The organism is Tepidicella xavieri, from assembly GCF_004363315.1.
Taxonomy (GTDB): domain Bacteria; phylum Pseudomonadota; class Gammaproteobacteria; order Burkholderiales; family Burkholderiaceae_C; genus Tepidicella; species Tepidicella xavieri.
This window is the reverse complement of record NZ_SNYL01000006.1, coordinates 147,197-169,056: the sequence shown is the minus strand read 5'-3', so window position 1 is coordinate 169,056 and position 21,860 is coordinate 147,197. Positions and strand designations below refer to the sequence as shown.

The 21,860-nt window shown below is 66.3% G+C and carries 19 protein-coding genes; 7 read left to right on the top strand and 12 right to left on the bottom strand.

The window, feature by feature from the left end:
* The first annotated feature begins 29 nt into the window (after positions 1-29).
* Complete coding sequence (locus DFR43_RS06940; RefSeq protein ID WP_133597013.1) at positions 30-1,259, top strand: MFS transporter; 1,230 nt, start codon at positions 30-32, stop codon at positions 1,257-1,259.
* Between the two features lie 11 nt (positions 1,260-1,270).
* Entirely contained in the window at positions 1,271-2,971 is a 1,701-nt protein-coding gene (locus DFR43_RS06935; protein WP_133597064.1) for a thiamine pyrophosphate-binding protein, read from the top strand.
* Here DFR43_RS06935 and DFR43_RS06930 read toward each other — a convergent pair.
* Genes DFR43_RS06930 through DFR43_RS06890 form a run of 9 tightly spaced genes read right to left on the bottom strand, consistent with a single transcriptional unit; the run spans position 2,941 to position 12,711 of the window.
* A complete protein-coding gene (locus tag DFR43_RS06930) occupies positions 2,941-3,933 on the bottom strand; it encodes an RsmB/NOP family class I SAM-dependent RNA methyltransferase (RefSeq protein WP_133597011.1) in 993 nt (330 codons plus the stop codon). The genes DFR43_RS06935 and DFR43_RS06930 overlap by 31 nt on opposite strands.
* A complete protein-coding gene (locus DFR43_RS06925) occupies positions 3,930-5,933 on the bottom strand; it encodes an ABC-F family ATP-binding cassette domain-containing protein (RefSeq protein ID WP_133597009.1) in 2,004 nt (667 codons plus the stop codon). Before DFR43_RS06925 ends, DFR43_RS06930 begins: the two co-directional genes overlap by 4 nt.
* Positions 5,930-6,871, bottom strand: a complete 942-nt coding sequence (gene prmB / locus DFR43_RS06920) for a 50S ribosomal protein L3 N(5)-glutamine methyltransferase (protein WP_133597007.1) — start codon at positions 6,869-6,871, stop codon at positions 5,930-5,932. The genes DFR43_RS06925 and prmB overlap by 4 nt, the downstream gene beginning before the upstream one ends.
* 24 nt (positions 6,872-6,895) lie before the next feature.
* Positions 6,896-8,062, bottom strand: a complete 1,167-nt coding sequence (gene dapE, locus DFR43_RS06915; protein ID WP_133597005.1) for a succinyl-diaminopimelate desuccinylase — start codon at positions 8,060-8,062, stop codon at positions 6,896-6,898.
* Between the two features lie 21 nt (positions 8,063-8,083).
* A complete protein-coding gene (locus DFR43_RS06910) occupies positions 8,084-9,247 on the bottom strand; it encodes a PilT/PilU family type 4a pilus ATPase (RefSeq protein ID WP_133597003.1) in 1,164 nt (387 codons plus the stop codon).
* Between the two features lie 22 nt (positions 9,248-9,269).
* A complete protein-coding gene (gene dapD, locus DFR43_RS06905) occupies positions 9,270-10,094 on the bottom strand; it encodes a 2,3,4,5-tetrahydropyridine-2,6-dicarboxylate N-succinyltransferase (RefSeq protein ID WP_133597001.1) in 825 nt (274 codons plus the stop codon).
* 12 nt (positions 10,095-10,106) lie between these two features.
* Entirely contained in the window at positions 10,107-11,354 is a 1,248-nt protein-coding gene (dapC, locus tag DFR43_RS06900; protein ID WP_133596999.1) for a succinyldiaminopimelate transaminase, read from the bottom strand.
* Between the two features lie 39 nt (positions 11,355-11,393).
* Positions 11,394-11,846: a bactofilin family protein gene (locus tag DFR43_RS06895; protein ID WP_164499710.1), complete on the bottom strand. Its 453-nt coding sequence runs from the start codon at positions 11,844-11,846 to the stop codon at positions 11,394-11,396.
* Positions 11,847-11,856: 10 nt separating this feature from the next.
* Positions 11,857-12,711 (bottom strand): M23 family metallopeptidase, encoded by an 855-nt coding sequence (locus DFR43_RS06890; RefSeq protein WP_164499709.1) that lies wholly within the window; start codon positions 12,709-12,711, stop codon positions 11,857-11,859.
* A 275-nt stretch (positions 12,712-12,986) separates the two neighbouring features.
* Between DFR43_RS06890 and smc the strand changes: the two genes are divergently transcribed.
* Positions 12,987-16,505, top strand: coding sequence for a chromosome segregation protein SMC (gene smc / locus DFR43_RS06885; RefSeq protein ID WP_133596992.1), 3,519 nt, complete (start codon positions 12,987-12,989; stop codon positions 16,503-16,505).
* Between the two features lie 3 nt (positions 16,506-16,508).
* Positions 16,509-17,579, top strand: a complete 1,071-nt coding sequence (locus DFR43_RS06880; RefSeq protein WP_211338615.1) for a cell division protein ZipA C-terminal FtsZ-binding domain-containing protein — start codon at positions 16,509-16,511, stop codon at positions 17,577-17,579.
* 23 nt (positions 17,580-17,602) lie between these two features.
* Here DFR43_RS06880 and DFR43_RS06875 read toward each other — a convergent pair whose 3' ends face one another.
* The gene (locus tag DFR43_RS06875; RefSeq protein ID WP_133596990.1) at positions 17,603-18,157 is read right to left on the bottom strand and encodes an NUDIX hydrolase; all 555 of its coding nucleotides are present in this window, start codon (positions 18,155-18,157) and stop codon (positions 17,603-17,605) included.
* Positions 18,158-18,270: 113 nt separating this feature from the next.
* The gene (locus DFR43_RS06870) at positions 18,271-19,317 is read right to left on the bottom strand and encodes a TRAP transporter substrate-binding protein (protein WP_133596988.1); all 1,047 of its coding nucleotides are present in this window, start codon (positions 19,315-19,317) and stop codon (positions 18,271-18,273) included.
* 201 nt (positions 19,318-19,518) lie between these two features.
* Between DFR43_RS06870 and DFR43_RS06865 the strand changes: the two genes are divergently transcribed.
* From DFR43_RS06865 to pgeF, 3 genes are read left to right on the top strand one after another with little or no spacing between them, the layout of a single operon-like run.
* Positions 19,519-19,980, top strand: a complete 462-nt coding sequence (locus tag DFR43_RS06865; protein ID WP_133596986.1) for a MarR family winged helix-turn-helix transcriptional regulator — start codon at positions 19,519-19,521, stop codon at positions 19,978-19,980.
* 40 nt (positions 19,981-20,020) lie between these two features.
* On the top strand, positions 20,021-20,704 hold the full coding sequence (maiA, locus tag DFR43_RS06860; protein WP_133596984.1) for a maleylacetoacetate isomerase: 684 nt from the start codon (positions 20,021-20,023) through the stop codon (positions 20,702-20,704).
* Positions 20,691-21,509: a peptidoglycan editing factor PgeF gene (gene pgeF, locus DFR43_RS06855; RefSeq protein WP_133596982.1), complete on the top strand. Its 819-nt coding sequence runs from the start codon at positions 20,691-20,693 to the stop codon at positions 21,507-21,509. The genes maiA and pgeF overlap by 14 nt, the downstream gene beginning before the upstream one ends.
* On the opposite strand, the gene DFR43_RS06850 is transcribed toward pgeF, so the two are convergent.
* On the bottom strand, positions 21,426-21,761 hold the full coding sequence (locus DFR43_RS06850) for a hypothetical protein (RefSeq protein WP_133596980.1): 336 nt from the start codon (positions 21,759-21,761) through the stop codon (positions 21,426-21,428). The genes pgeF and DFR43_RS06850 overlap by 84 nt on opposite strands.
* Between the last annotated feature and the right edge of the window lie 99 nt (positions 21,762-21,860).

The following is a 21,860-nucleotide window of genomic DNA, read 5'->3' as shown; positions in this document are numbered from 1 at the left end:
TTTGCGGGGTTTCGCTTACGATTCGTCACATGTCAAGCATTTCTCTGGACGCCTCGACGTCACCGCCAACCGTTCCTCTGCGCGATGATGCTCGGGTCATGGCCCTCGTGGGGCTGGCCCATGGCACTTCGCATTTCACCCACTTGTTGTTGCCGCCGCTTTTTCCGGTGCTCATGAGCGAGTTCGATCTGTCGTTCTCGCAGGTGGGCCTCCTCATGAGTGTGTTTTTCGTCATCTCCGGGCTCGGGCAGGCCAGCGCGGGCTTTGTCGTGGATCGACTGGGCGCGCGGCCGGTGTTGTTTGGCTCCATGCTGCTGTTCACGGCTGCCGCGCTGGTGGCATCGATGGCCGATGGCTATGCCTGGCTGATGCTGGTTTCGGTGCTGGCCGGCCTGGGCAATGCCCCGTTTCACCCAGTGGATTTTTCCATCCTGAACCAGCGCGTCTCCACGCCGCGGCTGGGCCACGCGTTCAGCGTTCACGGGCTGACGGGCAACCTGGGCTGGGCGGCAGCGCCGGTGTTTCTGGTCGGCATCGCGGCCATGGCCGACTGGCGCACGGCCTATCTGGCGGCGGCCGTGATGTACCTGGGGGTGCTGGCCTTGCTGGTGTGGCAGCGCGAACAACTCAAGACCGAGGTGGTGGTTCGGCCTGCCGGCGCCACCCGCGGCAGTGATCTGGCCTTCATGAAGCTGCCCGTGGTCTGGTGGTGTTTTGCGTTTTTCCTCCTGTCCACCATGACGCTGGCCGTCGTCCAGACCTATTCCGCCTCCATCCTCAAGGCGGTGCACGCGGTCAGCCTGCAAGCCGCCACCTTCACGCTGACGGCTTATATGCTGTGCGGTGCCGTGGGCATGGCCGTGGGTGGCTTCGTGGCCGGCAAGGCGGCGCACACCGATCGCGTGGTCGGCGGCTGCATGGCGGTGGGGGCAGGGCTGATGCTGTTGGCTGCCACCGGCTGGCTGGGCGGATTGGGCACCATGATCGTGCTGGCGGCCACCGGTTTTGCCGTGGGCATCGCCGGCCCGAGCCGCGACATGATGATTCGCCGCGCCACGCCCAAGGGGGCCACTGGCCGGGTGTACGGCACGGTGTATTCCGGGCTGGATGTGGGCTTTGCCATTTCGCCGCTGATCTTTGGGGCTTTCATGGATCGGGGCTGGTACGGCGTCACGCTGGCGGGCGCGGCGGTCGTGCTGCTGCTGTCGGTGTATGCGGCGCTGGGCGTGGGGCGTCGCACGGCGGAGGCTCGGCCATGAATGTGTCCACCATGAACACGCCGCGCCTTGCCGGGCATCTGCTGGTCGAATGCCTGATCGAGCAGGGTGTGACCCATGCCTTCGGGGTGCCGGGCGAGAGCTATCTGGCGGTGCTGGATGGCTTTCATCGCCATGCCGATCGCATCCGTTTCGTCATCAACCGGCAGGAGGGCGGGGCCGCCTTCATGGCCGAGGCCCATGGCAAGCTGACCGGGCGGCCGGGCGTGTGTTTCGTCACCCGCGGGCCGGGTGCCACCAATGCGTCGATTGGCGTGCACACGGCGTTTCAGGATTCCACGCCCATGGTGCTGTTCGTGGGCGATGTGGCCAGCGATTGCCGCGACCGCGAGGCCTTCCAGGAGGTGGACTTCTTCCGCTTCTTCGGGCCGCTGGCCAAGCGGGTGGAGCGCATCGACGACGCCCGCCGCATTCCCGAATACGTGGCCCGCGCCTTCGCCACCGCTCTGAACGGACGGCCCGGCCCGGTGGTGCTGGTGCTGCCCGAAGACATGCTCACCCACCCGGTGGAGGCGGCGCCTTTGCCGCGCGTGGAGGCGGTGGAAGCCTGGAGCGACCCCGGCGCGCTGCGGCAGTTGCGCGAACTGCTGTTGCAGGCGCAGCGCCCGCTGGTGCTGGCCGGTGGTGGCGGCTGGACGCCGCAGGCCGCCCAGGCGCTGGCGCGTTTCGCCGAGAACTGGCAACTGCCGGTGTGCAACACCTTCCGCTTCCAGGACACGTTCGACAACCACCATCCGCTGTACGCCGGTGACGTGGGGCTGGGCATCAATCCCGCCTTGGCGAAGCGCATCCAGCAGGCGGATCTGCTGATCGCCATCGGCCCCCGGCTCGGCGAGGCCACCACCGGCGGCTACACCCTGATCGAAGCGCCGCGCCCCCGGCAGAAGCTCGTGCACATCCACAGCAGCGCGGAGGAGTTGAACCGGGTTTATCAGGCCGATCTCGCCATCTGTGCGAGCCTGTCGGCCGCAGCCCGCAGTCTGGAGGTGCTGACCGCTCCGCCGCAAGTGCCGTGGGCCGACTGGGCGCAAGGTTGCCACGCAGACTACCTGGCCAATATCGACCCGGCCAACGGCGGCGTGCAATTGCCCGGCGAGATCGATCTGCCCCAGGTCATCCACACCCTGCAGCGCCTGCTGCCGGCCGATGCGGTGCTGACCAACGGCGCGGGCAATTTTGCGAGCTGGCTGCACCGCTTCTACCGGTATCCGGGGCTGGCGAGGGGCCTGAAAACCCAGCTCGCACCGACCAATGGCGCGATGGGCTATGGCGTGCCGGCGGGGGTGGCTGCGGCGATCACTACTGGGCGTACCGTGTTCACCATCGCGGGGGATGGCGACTTCCTCATGAATGGGCAGGAACTGGCCACGGCCACGCAGTACGGCGCCAAGTCCATCGTGTTGCTGCTCAACAATGGCATGTACGGCACCATCCGCATGCACCAGGAGCGCGAGTACCCGGCCCATGTGGTGGGCTCGTCGTTGCACAACCCCGACTTCTGCGCCCTGGCCCGGGCCTACGGTTACGCGGCCGAGCGCGTCACCCGCACGGCCGATTGGGAGCCCGCGCTGCGTCGGGCTTTGGACGCCCCCACCGGCACGCTGATCGAGATGCCGCTGGACCCGCAGGTCATCACCACGCGCGGGACGCTGGACGCAATCCGTCAGGCCGCCTTGCGCAGGCAGCAGACGTAAAACGCGTCGGTGTGGTCGCTGGGCAGGACGCGCAGCGACCACGCCAGACGAGGGTCCAGCGCCTGGCCTTGCCATTCGGTCAGCCCCGGCAGGGTGGGCAGGATGCCCGGAGGGGTGGGCAGCGTGATGGCCTCGACCGTCGCATCGGGCTGTTGCGCCAGCAGGCCCTGCACGGTGAGTTCGTTTTCTTCGGGCGACAGGGAGCAGGTGCTGTACACCAGCCGTCCCCCAGGCTTCAGCGCCGCCCACGCCGAGCGGATGAGCCGTGCCTGCAGGCGGGCGCTGTCTTTGACCTTCTTGGGGCTCCAGTGGGCCCACGATTCGGGATCCAGCCGGGTGAACTGGGCCTCGGACGAGCAGGGCGCGTCCAGCAGCACGCGGTCGAAACGCTCGGGGGTGAGCTTGCCCACCACGGTCCCGTCTTTGAGGTAGGTGTGCACATGCCCGGCGCCGAGCCGTTGCAGATTGGCCTTGAGGCGATGAAAGCGCGCCTTGACGGGTTCCACCGCAGCCAGCCGGCCCTGGCCTTGCATGAGGGCGGCCACATAGCTGGTTTTGCCGCCAGGGGCGGCGGCAAGGTCCAGGATTTCCTCGCCGGGCTGCGGGTCCAGCGCCCAGACGGCGGCCATGCTCGACAGGCCTTGGATGTACAGACGCCCGTCCCCGGCGGCGGGATGGTGCGTCAGCCAAGGGCGTTGCGATGGCCCCACGGTGAACACGCCGGGCACGCCAGGCAAGGGCTGGGGCGGGGTGTCGGTGTCGGCGCACAATGCCGCCCAGGTGGCCTCAGGGTGGCCACGCAGCGGGTTCAGGCGGAAGGCGACGGCCTTGGGCTCGATGTAGCTGCGCTCCACGGAGGCCCGGCGGTCGGCGGGGATGACCGCATCGAGCAGCGCCACGAAGGCCGCGGGCAATGGAGGCCATGTCGAGGTGGCGCCGGAGGGCGGGGCGGGCGTGTTCATGCTTGGGCGGCTTGCTCGATGCGTTCGATCTGCTCGGCCACGTCCAGCCACTGTTCCTCGGTTTGGGCGATGGCCTCGTCCACCTGCTTGAGCCGCCGGCCCGCTTCGGCCAGCTCGGCGGGGGGCAGCGGTTGTTGCAGCCGGGCGTGCAACTCGGCCTGCTCCGTTTGCAGCGCCAGGAGTTGCCGCTCCAGCGCGTCGCGGCGCTGCTTGTGGGGCTTGAGTTGCTCGTTGAGCTGCTGGCGACGCTGGGCCTGCTGGCGGCGCTGCTCGGCTGGCGTCAGGCGCGGGCCATTTGCGGCATGGGCAGCGTCTTCGCGCTGGCCATCGCGATGGTTGGCCGCTGCGGAGGCGGCCGCATCCAGGGCCTCGCGCTTTTGCTTGGCCACCTCGAGCAGGTAACGCTGGTAGTCGTCCAGATCACCGTCGAATGGCCGGATGCCGCCTTCGGCCACCAGCCAGAATTCGTCGCAAACGGCACGCAACAGCGCCCGATCGTGGCTGACCAGCATCACCGTGCCCTCGAATTCGTTGAGGGCCACCGCCAGCGCTTCGCGTGTGGCCAGATCCAGGTGGTTGGTGGGCTCGTCGAGCAGCAGCAGATTCGGGCGCTGCCACACGATCATGCACAGCACCAGGCGGGCTTTTTCGCCCCCGCTCATGGTGCCCACGGGTTGCAGCACGGCGTCGCCACTGAACTGGAAGCGGCCCAGAAAGTTGCGCAAATCCTGCTCGCGGGTGGATTGCCCATCGAGCAGTCCCGCGGCCTCGGTGTCGCGGGCCAGGCGGATCATGTGCGCCAGCGGCGTGTCGTCGGGGCGCAGCACATCCAGTTCCTGCTGGGCAAAATAGCCGATTCGCAGCCCTTTGCCGGCCGTCAGGGCGCCGTCCAGCAGGGGCAAGGCGCCGGCCACCGTTTTGACCACGGTGGACTTGCCTTGCCCGTTGGCGCCGAGAATGCCCAGCCGCTGCCCCGCGAGCACCGAGCGCGTGACACCGCGCACGATGGGCCAGGGCTGCCCATCGGGCCGGCGGTAGCCGAAGCAGGCGTCGCGCAAGCTCAGCATCGGGTTGGGGCATTGTCCGGGCTCATCGAATTGGAAATGGAATTCGGCCTCGGCCAGCACCGGGGCGATTTTTTCCATGCGTTCCAGCGCTTTGATGCGGCTTTGCGCCTGCCGGGCCTTGGTGGCTTTGGCCTTGAAGCGGTCGATGAAGCGCTGCAGGCGGGCCATGCGTTCCTGCTGCCGGGCGTAGGCCGCTTGCTGCTGGCTGATCTGTTCGGCCCGCATGGCCTCGAAGCGGCTGTAGTTGCCGCTGTAGCGGCTCAGGCGTCCGCCTTCGAGGTGCAGGGTGACTTGGGTGACGGCGTCCAGGAATTCGCGGTCATGGCTGATGACCAGCAGCGTGCCTTCGTAGCGCTTGAGCCAGCCCTCCAGCCAGACCAGGGCATCCAGGTCCAAGTGGTTGGTGGGCTCGTCGAGCATGAGCAGATCGCTGGGGCACATCAGGGCGCGGGCCAGTTGCAGGCGCATGCGCCAGCCGCCCGAAAAACTGTTGACCGGCCGCTGCAACTCGTGCATTTGAAACCCCAGCCCCAGCAGCAGCGCCTGGGCGCGGGCCGTGGCATCGTGGGCGCCGGCGTCGTGCAAGGCGGTGTAGGCGTGTGCCATGCGCTCGCCGTCGCCGCTGGCTTCGGCCGCGCGCACCTCGGCCTGGGCTTCGCTGAGGCGCGTGTCGCCGCCGATGACGAAATCGGTGGCGCTCTGCGCGGTTTCGGGCATCTCCTGCGCCACCTGGGCGACGCGCCAATGGCGTGGCCGTTCGGCGTGGCCGCTGTCCTCGTGCAAGTGGCCTTGCAGCAAGGCAAACAGGCTGGATTTGCCCGCCCCGTTGCGGCCCACCAAGCCCACCTTTTCACCGGGATTGAGGGTGGCGCTGGCGCCGTCGAGCACCACTTTGCTGCCACGGCGCAGCACCACGTCGCGCAACACGATCATGGCTGTTGCTGGCCAGCGGTCTGTGGGCCGGCGTGTCGTTGTGCCTGCCAGTCCAGCAGGGCCTGTTGCGTCAGGATGAGCACCGGCCCTTCGCCCGAAGTGGTTGGGGGCCAGTAGGCCAGCAGACCGGGGAAGGCCCGTTCGAAATGCGCCCGCTCGTTGCCGATCTCCAGCACCAGCACCGCGTCGTCGTTCATGTGCGCCAAGGCGTGTCGCAGCAGGTGGCGCACGAAGTCCATGCCGTCTTCGCCACCCTGCAAGCCGCCGTCCAGGGCAATCTGCGGTTCTGCGCGGTACTCATCGGGCAGGGCCTGCATGCTGGCGCGGCTGACGTAGGGCGGATTGCACAGAATCAGGTCGTAGCGTCCGTCGATGCCGGTCCAGCCGTCGGACTGAATCAGGCGCACCCGTTGCGTCAGTCCGTGGCGTTCGAGGTTGATGCGTGCCACCGCCAAGGCATCGGCCGATATGTCCGACGCATCCACGCTGACCTCGGGCCAGGCCAGCGCCGCCAGCACCGCGAGGCTGCCGTTGCCGGTACACAGGTCCAGCACGCGCCGGGTGTGCTCCCCCAGCCAGGGGTCCAGGCATTCGGCGCCTTCGGCATCGGCGATCAGCTCGGCAATGAAGCTGCGCGGCACGATGACGCGCTCGTCCACGTAAAACGGCACCCCTTGCAGCCACGCCTCGCGCGTGAGGTATGCCGCCGGCTGACGGGTGCGGATGCGCTGCTCGATGAGGGCCTGCACGGCCTGCACCTGCTCGGGCGACAGGTTGTTCGGGCCCAGGGCATGCAAGTCGCTGTCCAGCGGCAGGCCCAGGCGCCACAGCACCAGCCAGACGGCTTCGTCGTAGGCGTTGGTGGTGCCGTGGCCGTAACTCAAATCGGCGGCCTGCAGGGCAGCGGCGCTGTGGTCGATGAGGGTGCGCAGTTGCATGAGGATGGGGCGCGAAGGCGGATGTCAGCCAGCGTGCGAAGCCAGGTTTTCCAGCACCCGTCGATAGATGTTTTTGAGCGGTTCCACGTCGGCCAGCGCCACGGATTCGTCGATTTTGTGGATGGTGGCGTTCGGTGGGCCGAGTTCGATGACTTGGGGGCAGATCTGGGCAATGAAACGGCCATCGCTGGTGCCGCCCGTGGTGGAGAGTTGTGGGCGCAGCCCGGTCTCTGCCTCGATGGCGGCGCAGACCGCATCGACCAGAGGGCCCGGGCGGGTGAGAAACGGCTGCCCGCCCACGGTCCAATGCAGTTCGTAGTCTTGCCCGGCCTGCAAGCCGAAGCGGGCCAGAATGTCGGTCACGCGCTGCTGCAAGCCTTCCGCCGTGCTTTCGGTGCTGAAGCGGAAGTTGAAATCCACCTCCACGGTGCCGGGAATGACGTTGCTGGCCCCCGTGCCGGCGTGGATGTTGCTGACCTGCCAGGTGGTGGGGGGAAAGTGTTCGTTGCCCTCGTCCCAGCGGGTGGCCACCAGTTCGGCCAGGGCAGGGGCCAGCAGGTGAATGGGGTTGCGGGCCAGATGAGGGTAGGCGATATGGCCCTGAATGCCCTTGACGGTGAGCCGCCCGCTCATGGTGCCGCGCCGGCCGTTTTTGATCATGTCGCCGGTGCGTTCCACCGAGGTGGGTTCGCCCACGATGCACCAGTCCAGCCGCTGCCCACGGCGCTGAAGTTCTTGGCAGACGATCACCGTGCCGTCGCGGGCGGGGCCTTCCTCGTCGCTGGTCAGCAAAAACGCGATGTTCAAGGGCGCGTCGGGGCGTTGGGCAATGAATTCCTCGCAAGCCACCACCATCGCGGCCAGCGAGGTTTTCATGTCGCTGGCGCCGCGCCCGTAGAGCCGGCCATCGCGGTAAGTGGGGGTGAAAGGATCGCTGTGCCACTGTGCCAGCGGGCCGGTGGGCACCACGTCGGTATGCCCGGCAAACACCAGCGTCGGCGCATCCGCGGCCACGGTGCGCAGGGCCCACAGATTCGTGACACGAAAGTCCGCGGGGCCACTGTCCAGCGTCTCGCACGCGAAGCCCAGGGGGCGCAGCCGTTCGGCCAGCAGAGCCTGGCAGCCGGCGTCGTCTGGGGTGACGGAGGCGCGAGCGATCAGTGCCTCGATCAGGCGCAGGGTGTCGGTCATGATGGGCAAAAGGCAGCGATGTCAGTGATTGACATCGAAAGTGAAATCGGAAAACGAGGGGCCGGCCGCTTCGCCGACAGGCGTTTGAGGCGCCGCAGAAGCCGGTGCCTGGCCACGGGAGGCATGGGGTTGATTTTGCAGCCGCCACATCAGGTTGGTGGGCGAATCGGCGTAGGCCAGCCCTTCCTTGCGGTCCACCTTGCCTTCCATGATGAGCCGGGCAATGTCTTCTTCGAAAGTTTGTGACTCTTCGGCCATGGATTTTTCCAGCGCTTCGCGCACGCCGAAGAAGTCGCCTTTCTCGATCAACTCGCTCATCAAGCGGGTGTTGACCATCACTTCCACGGCGGGCACGCGACCGCCATCGACCGTGCGCAGCAATCGCTGGGAGACGATGGCTTTGAGCGCCGAGGCCAGGTCGTTGAGCATGGCAGGGCGCACTTCCACGGGATAGAAGTTCAGGATGCGGTTGAGCGCCTGGTAGCTGTTGTTGGCGTGCAGGGTGGCCAGCACCAAGTGGCCGGACTGCGAGTAGGCAATGGCCTGCGACATCGTCTCGCGGTCGCGGATTTCACCGATGAGGATCACGTCCGGGGCCTGGCGCAGGGCGTTTTTCAGAGCCACCTGGAGCGATTCGGTGTCGGTGCCGACTTCGCGCTGGTTGACGATGCTTTTTTTGTTGCGGAACAGGTACTCGACCGGGTCTTCGATCGTCAGGATGTGGCCTGACAGATTGGCGTTGCGATGGTCCAGCAGGGCGGCCAGCGTGGTGCTCTTGCCCGAACCGGTGGCGCCGACCACCAGCATCAGGCCGCGTTTGGCCAGAATCATGTCGGCCAGCACGGGAGGGATGTTGAGCGACTCGATGCTGGGGATTTCACTGCTGATGAAACGGATCACGACCGCGCAGCTGCCGCGCTGTTTCATGGCGCTGACGCGAAAGCGCCCCACGCCCGGCAGTGGCACCGCGATGTTGAGTTCGCTGGTGGACTGGAAAAGCGCCATTTGCTCCGGGGAGATGATTTCGGCGAGCAGTTGCAGCGGGCCATCCACTGGCAGGGGCTGTGCGTTCATCGGGGTGCAGACCCCGTTGATCTTGATGAGGACCGGCGAGGCGGCAGACATGTACACGTCGGAGGCTTTTTTTTCCCCCATCAGGCGCAGAATTCGCTCCATCGTTCCCATGTCGGCCCTCTTGGCTGTTGAATCAGTCGCGCAGCAGGTCGTTGAGGCTGGTCTTGGCGCGGGTTTGCGCATCCACCCGTTTGACGATCACTGCGGCATACAGGCTGTATTTTCCGCCTTCCTTGGGCAGGCTGCCACTGATGACGACCGAGCCGGCCGGCACTCGGCCGTAGCTGACTTCACCCGTGGCGCGGTCGTAGATCGGCGTGCTCTGGCCGATGTAGACCCCCATGGAGATGACGGAGTTTTCCTCCACGATCACGCCTTCGACGATCTCGGAGCGTGCGCCGATGAAGCAGTTGTCTTCGATGATGGTGGGGTTGGCCTGCAACGGCTCCAGCACCCCGCCAATGCCCACGCCGCCCGAGAGGTGGACGTTCTTGCCGATCTGGGCGCAGGAGCCCACCGTGGCCCAGGTGTCCACCATGGTGCCTTCATCGACGTAGGCGCCGATGTTCACATACGAGGGCATGAGGATGGCGCCCTTGGCGATGAAGCTGCCACGCCGGGCCACGGCGGGCGGCACCACGCGCACGCCGGTGGCAGCCATCTCCTGGGGGCTGAGGTGGGCAAACTTGGTCGGGACCTTGTCGTAGAAGGCCAGATCGCCGGCCTGCATGATCTCGTTGTCCTTGAGGCGGAAGCTCAGCAGCACCGCCTTTTTGATCCACTGGTGCACCGTCCACTGCCCCACGCCTTCGCGGGTGGCCACGCGCAGTTTGCCGTTGTTGAGCTGGCTGATGACTTCCTCCACCGCGTCCTGCACCTCCTGCGGTGCGGTGGCGGGAGAAAGCTGGGTGCGGTTGTCCCAGGCGTTTTCGATGATCTGTTGCAAAGGCAGGGTCATGGTCGAGAAGGGTCAGGCGGATTGGATGAATCGAACGATGCGGCGCGCGGCCTCCACGCATTCGGCGGTCTCGGCCACCAGGGCCATGCGCACCCGGTGTCGGCCCGGGTTGTGGCCTTGGGCCTCACGGGCCAGGTAGCTGCCGGGCAAAACGGTGACATTGTATTGGGCGTACAGCTCGCGGGCGAACACGGTGTCGCGCTGCGGATGGCCGCTGTGGTCCTGGCCGCCGAAGTGTGCCGGCACCCCGGCCCAGAGGTAAAAGCCGGCATCGGGCAGGCGCACGTCCATCACTGTCGCCAGCATGGGGGTGACGGCGGCGAACTTGGCCCGGTATTGCTCACGGTTGTCGCGCACGTGATCTTCATCCAGCCAGGCGGCGGCGCTGGCGGCCTGGACCGTGGTGCTCATGGCGCTGCCGTGGTAGGTGCGATACAGCAGGAAGTCGCGGATCAGCGCGGCGTCGCCAGCCACGAAACCGCTGCGCAGGCCCGGGACGTTGCTGCGCTTGGACAGGCTGGTCAGGCTGATGAGCCGCCGGAAGTCGGTGCGGCCCAGCCGGTGCGCGGCTTGCAGCCCGCCCAGTGGCGGCTCGTCGCGGAAGTAGATTTCGCTGTAGCACTCGTCCGAAGCGATGACAAAGCCATACCGGTCGCTGAGCTCGAACAATTGCGCCCATTCCTCCAGCGGCATGACCGCGCCCGTGGGGTTGCCTGGGGAGCAGGTGTAGACGAGCTGCGTGCGCGCCCAAATCTCATGGGGCACGCTGGCCCAGTCGGTGGCAAAGTTGCGCTGCGGGTCGCTGGGCGCGAACCAGGGCTGCGCGCCCGACAGGTAGGCCGCGCCTTCGTAGATCTGGTAGAACGGGTTGGGGCAGACCACCACGGGCTCCTCGCCCTGGGCAAAGGCCCGCGGATCGACCACCACCTGCGCCAGCGCAAACAGCGCTTCCCGCGAGCCATTGACCGGCAGAATCTGCGAGTTGGCATCCACCTCCAGCCCGTAGCGGCGGGCAAGCCAGGTGGCGCAAGCCTGTTTCAGCGCTGGCGTGCCGCCGGTGGCCGGATAGTTGGCCAGGCCGCCGTCAGGCGATTGGATGGCTTGGCACAAGGTATCCTTCAGGAAGGCCGGCGTCGGATGACGAGGCTCGCCAATGCCGAGGCTGATCGGCGCGTACGCCGGATTCGGCTGCACGCCGGCAAACAGCTGGCGCAGGCGTTCGAAAGGGTAGGGTTGTAGGCGGGAGAGCAGGGGATTCATACCCGCCATATGGTAGCGTGGCGGCCAAGTCTTGCCGGCTCAGGCCACGAGTTCGACCTTTTTCTTACTTGTCTGCACGGGAACCGCAGGGGCTTCCGTCGTGTTCATCAAAGGACGTTCGTGAGAGGCCGTCACCCGCCCCATCACGCGGGCGCCATGGGCGACCGACAGCGAGGCGCAGGCCACGTCGCCCTCGACCACGGAGCCGCTGTGCAGTTCCACCTCTTCCAGCGCCTCGATGCTGCCTTGCACTTTGCCGGCCACAGCCACGCGCCGTGCGCGCACATTGCCCACGACGACGCCATGCGCACCCACCACCACCGTGACATGGCCGTTGGTTTCTGCACATACGTTGCCGGTCAGGCGTCCATCGATGCGGACGCTTTCCGACACGCGGATGTCTCCCTGAATCTCCGTCTGGGGGCCGAGGATGGTGTCGAACTTTTCCTGGGCGAGTGCGCTGGGGTGGCGCTTGGCTTTGGATCGGAACATGGTGAGCCCCTCAGAACTTGGCCAATTGGATGGTCGGAAAGACCATGTGCTGTCGCGCGGTGCGCATGACCTGCTCAGCTTGTGGGTTGATGGCACGGTCATGGAAGCGCACTTCATAGTGCAAGTGTGGGCCTGTAGAGCGGCCTGTGTTGCCCAGTAGGCCGACGGTGTGCCCCGTTTCTACCCATTCGTCTTCCTGGACCAGAATGCGGCTGAGGTGGGCATAACGCGTGGTGAATCCCCATTCGTGCTCGATATCCACCGTCAGGCCGTATGGGCCCCAATCTCGGGCCAGGCGCACACGGCCAGGCGCGGTGGCAAGGATAGGGGTTCCCGTGGGGGCGACGAAATCAATGCCCTCATGGCGGCTGAGCGCACGGGTGAACGGGTCGCGGCGCAGCCCGAAACCGCTAGAGACATGATGCGGTTCTGCGATCGGGTGTTGCAGGGGGAGTCGGGACAGCCAGCTTTTTTCCAGCGTCCAGGCGTGCTTGAGGATGTGGACTTGGTGTTCGAGCCGCCAAGCGTCTTCGTGCAGCTTACCGATGCGCTCGGTCGCCTTGGGGGCAAACCATTGAAATTCGTTGAGCAAGGGCAGACTGGGGCCGCCCTGGCCGCCAGGCCCGGTACGGGTAGAGCGCACAGGTACCAGTTCCACGAGCTGGCGCTTCGTTTTTTCCAGGGTCCCCAACTCGCGCGTCAGGCTCTGAATCTGGGCTTCGAGCGCAGCCAGTTGCTCCTGGTAATGTTGCTCGATGCGTTGTTGCTCGCTGGTGGTGGTGACTGCGCCCAGCGTGCGTGCCAAGTCTGGTCGAAGCTCGATGGCCACCCGAAGACCCAAGAATTGCAACAAGGCGCCTAGCATCAGCAGAAGGGCAGCGAAGCACGCTATGCCGAGCAGCACGGTTTTGCGTGTGATCGAAAGCGTGACGACGCGCGCCGTGGGCCCCGAGAGCCAGATCAGCTGCATATGATTTTTCCGATATCAGAATCGCCAAAACAGGCCATTAAAGCATATTGAATCTGCCATACGCAAGGCGGGGAGACCCTAGGCCGATGCACGGACTGGCTGGGCAGCCGTCAGGGAACGACTAAACTCCAGGGTGTCGTCCGACCGATGCGTTTCGCCCCTCACCACCCGTGCGCCTTCACACGATCAAACTCTCCGGCTTCAAGTCGTTTGCCGAACCCACCACCTTCCATCTGCCCGGGCAGCTCGTGGGTGTGGTGGGTCCCAACGGCTGCGGCAAGTCCAACATCATGGACGCGGTGCGATGGGTCCTGGGCGAGAGCAAGGCCAGCGAGTTGCGTGGCGAGTCCATGCAGGACGTCATTTTCAATGGCACCACCACGCGCAAGCCTGCCAGCCGTGCCAGTGTGGAACTGGTGTTTGACAACAGCGACCATCGCGCAGGCGGCCAGTGGGGACAGTTTGCGGAAATTGCCGTCAAGCGGGTGCTCACCCGCGACGGCACCAGCAGTTACTACATCAATCAGCAGCCCGTGCGCCGGCGCGACGTGCAGGACGTCTTCATGGGCACCGGGCTGGGGCCCAGGGCTTACGCCATCATTGGGCAGGGCACCATCAGCCGGATCATCGAATCCAAGCCTGAGGAGTTGCGCCTGTTTTTGGAAGAGGCCGCGGGGGTGTCCAAATACAAAGAGCGCCGCCGCGAAACCGCCAACCGACTGGCCGACACGCGAGAGAACCTCACCCGCGTCGAAGACATTCTGCGTGAGCTCAACGCGAATTTGGAGAAACTGGAAAAACAGGCCGAAGTGGCCCAGCGCTACCACGCCCTGCAAGCCCAGGTGACGCTGCGCCAGCAGCAGCTGTGGTTTCTGAAGCGGCGCGAAGCCGAAGCAGAGCTGGCTCGGGTGCAGGCCGATGGGCTGCAAGCCGTCAATCAGCTCGAAGGCCGCATGGCCGATCTGCGCCGGGTGGAGGCCGATCTGGAGGCGATCCGGCAAGCCCACTATGAAGCGGGGGACCAGCTCAACCAGGCGCAGGGGCGTTTGTACGAAGCCGGCGCTGAAGTGGCGCGGCTGGAGGCCGAGATCCGCTACGTGGTCGAAGGCCGTCAGCGCGTGCAGCAGCGGCTGGCGCAGCTGCAGGAGCAAATCGCGCAATGGACGCAGCGCCAGGAGGCGGCCGAGGTCGAAATCGAGGCCCTGGCCGAGCAGAACGAATCGGCGGCCGAACACAGCGAGGTGCTGGCGGCCCGGCTCGAAGAGCAGGCGCAGCAACTCCCGACGCTGGAAGAAGCGCTGCGGCAGGCCCAGGGGCGATCGGCCACGCAGCGCCAGGCCGTCACGCAGGTGCAGCAGGCCATACAGGTGTTGGCCGCCGAGCAGCGAGGCATCGAGGAGCAGACGCGCCAGTTGCAGCAGCGTCGCGAGCGGTTGCAGGCCGACCGCAGCGCCCTGGCCGTGCCTGACGAGGCCAGGCTGCAACTCGTGCAAGACCAGCTGGGCGAGGCTCAGCAGGCGCAGGCGCAAGCCGAGGCCCGGTCGCAAGAGCTGCAGGAACTGCTGCCTCGGCTGGACGAGGAGCGTCGGCAGGCCCAGCAAGCGGCCAACGCCGAGAGCCGCGCCCTGGCCGAGCTGGCGGCCCGGCTCGAAGCGCTGCGGGCTTTGCAAGACAAGCTCAAGACCGACGGCAAGCTGCGGCCCTGGCTGGCCAAGCATGGGCTCGATGGTCTGGCGCCGCTGTGGAGCCGTTTGCAAGTACAGCCTGGGTGGGAGGCGGCCATCGAGGCGGCCCTGCGCGAGCGCATGGGCGCGTTGGAAGTTTCCCGTCTGGAGATGGTGCGCGCCTTCGCCAGCGATGCGCCGCCGGCCCGGCTGGCCTTCTTCACGCCGCCGCTGCCTGCCGCAGAGGCCGACGCCGCCCTGGCCGGACTCACACCGTTGGCCCAGCGGCTGCGCTTGCACGATGCCACCCTGCAAGCCCTGCTGCAGCAATGGCTGCACGGCTGCTACGGGGCCGAGACGCTGGAGGCCGCGTTGGCCGACCGTGCCCGGTTGCCGGCCGGCGCCATGCTCTATACCCCGCAAGGGCATGTCGTCACCCCGCATCATGTGGGCTTTTACGCCCCGGACAGCGAACAGGCGGGATTGCTGGCGCGGGCGCAGGAAATCGACAACCTCGACAAGCAGTGGCGCGCCCAGTCCCTCATCGCTGATGAGGCACGCGTCGCCCTCAACCGGGCAGAGGCCGCATACGGCGATGTGTCTCAGCGCTTGCTGCCTGCCCGCCGCGAAGCCAGCGAGCTGCAAGCGCGCGTGCATGAACTGCAGGTCGAAGCGTTGCGGCTGTCTCAGCTGGCCGAGCAGGCCCGTGCCCGACGCGACCAGATCGGCAGCGACTTGGCAGAAGTGGACGAGCAGCTCGAAGCCCTGCAAGAACGGCGCGTCATGGCCGAAGCCCGTTTCGAGGAGCTCGACATGCAGTTGGCCGATGGTCAGGAGCGCCATGCCCAACTCGAAGACGCAGTGATCGAGGCCGAGCGACGCCTCCACCAAGCCCGTGAGCAATGGCGGACGCTGGAGCGGCAGGCGCAGGAAGCCAGCTTCTCCCAGCGCAGCCTGGAGGCCCGACGCGCCGAACTGCAACGGGCCATCGAAACCGCCCGCCAGCAATCGGCGGCCTTGGCCGACGAGTTGCAGCGGGCGCAGGCCGAGCTGGAGCGTTTGTCCGATGCGGCGGCGCAGGGCGGCCTGCAACAGGCCCTCGACACCAAACTCCAGCGCGAGCAGGAACTCGCCGCCCAGCGCAGCCGGTATGACGAGCTCACCGCAAGGCTTCGCGCCAGCGACGAGCGCCGCTTGCAACTGGAGCGCGAGCTCGACCCCTTGCGCGCGCGCATCACGGAATTTCAGCTCAAAGAGCAGGCCGCCCGCATGGGGCTGGATCAGTACACGCAGTGGCTGGCTGAAGCCGGGGCCGATCTCGACGCACTGGCCCAAGGCATCGAGGCCGAAGGCGTCAAGCTCTATGGATTGCAAGGCGAAATCGACCGCTGCCAGCGAGAAATCACGGCGCTGGGCGCCGTCAACCTGGCCGCTCTTGATGAACTGGGCAGCGCGCGCGAGCGCAAGCAGTTCCTCGACGCGCAGTCGCACGACTTGCACGAAGCCATCCGCACGCTGGAGGACGCGATCCGCAAGATCGACGCCGAAACCCGCGAACTCCTGGGCAGTACCTTCGAGACGGTCAATGCCCACTTCGGCAAAATGTTCCCCGAGTTGTTCGGCGGCGGTCAGGCCAAGCTGGTGATGACCGGCGAAGAGATTCTGGATGCGGGCGTGCAGGTCATGGCGCAGCCGCCGGGCAAGAAAAACCAGACCATTCACCTGCTCTCGGGCGGCGAGAAGGCGCTCACCGCCATCGCGCTCGTTTTTGCCATCTTCCAGCTCAATCCGGCCCCGTTCTGCCTGCTCGACGAGGTCGATGCCCCTCTGGATGATGCCAATACGGAACGTTATGCGAAACTCGTGACTCGGATGAGCTCCGAAACCCAGTTCCTCTTCATCAGCCACAACAAAATCGCGATGGAAATGGCGCAACAACTCATCGGCGTGACCATGCAGGAGCAGGGCGTCTCGCGCATCGTGGCGGTGGACATGGAAACCGCTGCCGGCATGATGGAGGCCTGAATCGTGTTTTCTGCCTTGCAATGGGGCTTGATCGCGCTGGGGGTAGCGGTGGTGGCCGCTGTCGTGCTGTACAACCGCTGGATCACCGCGCGTCTGCAGCCACGACGCGCCCGACCGGCGCCTGAAGAGGGTGGCATGCCAGGTGCCGAAGATCCGGTGCTGGACGAACGACTGGAGCCTGTGCTGCACCAGGCCCCCGGCGCCGAGCCCGGGGAGGCACCGGCAGCCCCTCGGCCACCAACGCCGCTGGCCACGCCCTTGCTCGATGCCCAGTTCGACGCCATCGTCCAACTCACGGCCGACGGCGTGGTCTCCGGCGACGCTGTTCTGGCCGCTTTGCCCGGCACCCGGCGCATCGGCAGCAAGCCCTTTTTCATCGAGGGCCGCCCTGTCGATACCCAGGACTGGGAATTCCCGAAGGCCGGGCAGCGCTACACCGAGCTGCGCTGCGGCATCCAACTCGCCAACCGCGTCGGGGCGCTCAACGAGATCGAGTTCTCTGAATTCGTCGTCAAGATGCAAGCCTTTGCCGATGCCCTGCAACTGGCGGCCGATTTCCCGGACATGATGCAGGAAGTGGCCCGTGCGCGCGAGCTCGATCAGTTTGCCGGCGCGCACGATGCCCAGTTGTCTTTCACGCTGCGCGCCAGCCGCGCGGCCTGGAGCCCTGGCTACCTGACCCAGCATGCCGCGCGCCTGGGCTTCGTGGCCGGCGCGTTGCCGGGCCGGATGGTGCTGCCGGCCTCCCAGCCGGGTGCCGCGCCCGTGCTGGTGCTGCAGTACGAGACGCAGGCCGCCTTGTCGGAAGACCCCGATCAGGCGGCGCTCAGAGAATTTTCCCTCACCCTCGACGTGCCCCACGTGCCGCGGGCCGAACGGCCTTTCGTGCGCCTGCGCGAATCCGCGCAGGCCTTGGCGGCATCCATGGAGGGCGTGGTGACCGACGACGCCGGCCAGCCCCTGAACAGTGACGCCATGGACCGCATCGGCGCCGATCTGGAGGCTCTGTACGATGCCCTGGAGGCGCGCGGCCTGCCGGCTGGTGCCCCGTTGACACGGCGGCTGTTCAGCTGAAAAAGGCAGGCGTGGCCTGAGGCTTAGCTGATGTCACCCGTGTGCACGCCGAATTGCCCCTTGCGCCGATCGGCGAAATAGCACCGCAGCGTTTCCCGGACCGTGCGGAAGGCCAGGTCTTCCCAGGGAATGTCCTCCTCGCGGAACAGGCGGGCTTCCTGGGTTTCGTGCCCCGGCTGGAAAACGTCACTCAGCAGCCGTGCCCGATAGTACAGATGCACCTGACCCACACGCACGACGTTGAGCACCGTGAACAGGTCCAGGATTTCGATGTCTGCGCCGGCTTCTTCCTGGGTCTCGCGCACCGCCCCTTGCGCCGTGCTTTCACCCAGTTCCATGAAACCCGCTGGCAACGTCCACTTGCCCCAGCGCGGTTCGATATTGCGCTTGCACAGCAGCACCTGTTCGCCCTGCGGCCCCCAAAACGGCACCGTCCCCACCACGTTGAGCGGATTTTCGTAATGGATGGTTCCGCACCGGGGGCAAATGGCGCGAACCTTGGTGTCGCCGTCCCCGGGCAGGCGATGTTCCACGGCGGTGCCGCACTCGCGGCAGTGTTTGATTTTGGAGGGCCACATGCCCCAAGTGTAGTGGGCCGGCAAAGCCCCTCGCACATCCCTGGCGTCTGAGCTTCAGCCACAAAAAAACCGGCCTCTCGCGAAGCCGGTGGTGGGATGGATGCGCAGCCGCTTCAGGCTTTCTTGGTGTGCTTCTCGATGAGCTTGCGAGCGCTCTCCAGCAGATCACGGCCGTTGAAGCCGCGGCGATCCATGTCCTGCACCCATTCCACTTCCACCTGACGGGCGCGGCGGCGGAATTCCTGCGCCTCGGCCATGCCAATGGTATTGATGGTGTTGCCCCGCTCCACCGCTTGGCGGCGGGCGGGTGCGTCACCGGCTTGCTGGGTCCGGCCCAGGAAGGCCGAGGCCTCGATGCCCGAGTTGTCGTCGATCACCTTCTTCAAATCGGGCGGCAGCGAATCGTAACGGCGCTGGTTCATGCCCATGATGAAAGTGGTGGTGTAGAGGGCGCCGCCGGCCGGGTCGAACTCGCTGTGGAACTGCGTCAGTTCGTGCACCCGGATGGAGGGGACCACTTCCCACGGAATCACGCAGCCGTCGATCACGCCCTTGGACAAAGCATCCGGGATTTGTGGCAGCGGCATCCCTACCGGGGTGGCACCCAGGTAGCCCAGCATCTTGGTGATCTGACGCGTGGGGCCGCGCATCTTCAGCCCGCGCAGGTCGTCGGGCGAATTGATGGCTTTGTTCTTGATGTGGAACATGCCAGGGCCGTGAACCTGGAAAGCGATCGGCTTGACCTCGCGGAATTCGTCGGCCGCTTTGGTCTGCACATATTCCCAAAACGCCTTGGAGGTGGCCTCGGCGTTGGTCATCATGAATGGCAGTTCGAACACTTCGGAACGCGGAAAGCGCCCGGGCGTGTTGCCTGGCAGGGTCCAGACCACGTCCACCACGCCATCCTTGGCTTGATCGAACAGTTGCACTGGCGAGCCGCCCAACTGCATGGCCGGGTAGGCCTCGAACTTGATGCGGCCGCCCGAGTCGCGCTCGACCTTTTCCATCCAGGCGCGGTGCATGTTCAGCCACACATTGGACGTGGGCGACATGAAGGTGTGGAACTTCAGCGTCACGGTTTGCTGCGCCAGTCCGACCAGGGCGGGAGCCCCGAGCGCGACGGCTGCGCCGGACTTGAGCAGCGTTCTGCGTTGAATCATGGCAATATCTCCTCTAACGACGAAACCCAAGGGGTGGTTGACGGCACGGATTCAGACCCACAGCGCGGCGCTGCAGTTCCCGACACAAGTCACCCACACTTTACGGCAAAAAATGTGTCAATATCCGTGTCGTTCGCCGATTTCGACTAGGTGAATTCCCCATGTTGACATCAGGGGGATTCGCCCGGCAACGCTTTGCCCATGAATGCGCCTTCAGACCCGCCTGCGAGTTACGATTTTGCCAACGCCCCCGGGCACCTGATCCGCCGCGCGCATCAGGTGTCCGTGGCCTTGTTCATGCAGGAGGCGGTCGCCCATGACGTGACACAGGTGCAATTCGCCATCCTCAATGCTTTGATCGACCGGCCAGGGCTGGATCAGGTGACACTCTCGCAGGCGGTGGCGCTGGATGCGGCCACATCGGGCTCGGTCATCGGCCGGTTGGAGGCCAAGGGCTGGATCCGGCGCGAACGGGATGCGGCAGACCGCCGGCGACGACTGCTGTGGGTGACCGAGGCCGGACGTGCCGTGGTGGCCGCCCTGATGGAACCGATTGCCCGCTCGCAAGCGCGCCTGATGGCGCCACTGGAACCCCACGAGCGCGGCGAGCTTTTGCGGTTATTGCGCAAGGTGTACATGCGCCAGTGTGACAATGGGGGCTGATCCTCAGTAACGCCCTGTTCATCCTGCCATTCGATTGCTCATGAAGCTCTACAACTATTTCCGCTCCGGCACCTCGTTTCGCGTGCGCATTGCGCTGAATTTGAAGGGGCTCAACTATGAGTACTTGCCCGTCCATCTGGCCCGGGGCGAGCAGCACGGCGCGGCGTACCGGGCCATCAGCCCGGATGGCCTGGTGCCTGTGCTGGATGTGGCCGGCAACCCGGACGAGGCTTTGCTGAGCCAGTCGATGGCCATCATCGAGTACCTCGACGAAACCCACCCCGAGCCCCCCCTCTTGCCGGCCGACGCCCTGGGGCGGGCCCGCGTCCGGGCTCTGGCCCAGACGGTGGCCTGCGAAATCCACCCCATCAACAACCTGCGCATCCTGAAGTACCTGGGTGGGCCGCTGGGGCTCAGCGAAGCCCAGCGGGCCGAGTGGTACAACCATTGGGTGCGTGAAGGGCTGCTCGCCTATGAGCGACGCCTGCGCGACCTGCAGGCCGAGCGAGCGGCCCGGGGCTTGCCGCCGTCGGTCTATTCCTATGGCGACACGCCCACGTTGGCCGACTGCTGCCTCGTGCCACAAGTCGTCAATGGGCGCCGGTTTGGGTTGGACTATGCCGATCTGGACATTCCGCTGACGCTGGCCGCGTTCGACGCCTGCATGCGGCTCGACGCCTTCCAGCGTGCCATGCCCGACCGCTGCCCCGATGCCGAGCGCTGAGCGCCTTCTGCCCGCCTGCCCGCCCGCCCAGGCCGATTGGCCCGCCGGCGTGCAGGCCGTTTGCACCGAACGCGCAGGCGGGCATTCGAGAGGGCCGTGGGAAGGGCTCAATCTGGGTGACCACGTGGGGGACGATCCGCTGGCCGTGGCGGCCAACCGGCGCTGGTTGGCGCAATCGCTGGGCGTGCGCCCGGTGTTTCTGAAGCAGGTGCACGGCCTGTCGGTGTGCCGCTTGCTGGCGCAGACTCCCGATGGCACGGTGGCCGATGCGTGCTGGACCGATGTGCCCGGCCTGGCATGCACCGTCATGGTGGCGGACTGCTTGCCCGTGCTGCTGGCCAGTGCCGACGGGCGCAGCGTGGCGGCGGCCCATGCCGGCTGGCGGGGGCTGGCGGGGCATGACGGGCAAGGCATCCTGGAAGCGCTGTGCGCTCAATGGCCTGCGGCGCACGACCGTGCCGATCGGGCGGCCATGACGGTGTGGCTGGGGCCGTGCATTGGCCCGCAGCATTTCGAGGTGGGGCAGGAGGTGCATCAGGCCTTCGTCGCGGCAGACGAGGGGGCCGCCGCCTGCTTCCGGCCAGGGGTGCCTGCCGCCGATGGCACCCAGCGCCACTGGGCCGATTTGCCAGCGCTGGCCCGGCGTCGCCTGCAACGCCTGGGGTTCGAGCGCGTGACGGGCAACGATGGCGGCCCGGCGTGGTGCACCGTCAGCCAGCCTTCACGGTTTTTCTCGCACCGGCGCGATACCGCTCGCCTCGGTGGCAGCGGCCGCATGGCGGCCCTCATCTGGCGCAGCGTCTGACGGCCCCGGGCTGCCTATCGGCCCGGCGCGCCCAGCGCTCGACGCAGCCTCTGCCTGTGCTTGCCGTTCCTGGGCTTGCCGCGCCTTGCGCCGCAGCGGCGTGCCCATCAGGTAAACCATGAGGCCGACGGGCAATAAACCGTAAAGAAAGAAGGTGATAATGGCTCCGAAGACGGTGCCCGTGTGGCTGGTGGCTTCGGTCACCGCCATGAGCAGCGCCACATAGAGCCAGGCAATGACGACCAGATACATGCGTACGTTTCGTGAACGCGGCCTCTGTCGCCCGACGACCTGTCAGGCACCTGGAAGCTCGCACGCCCACACTGTAAAGCCTGTCGCCCGTCATTCGTT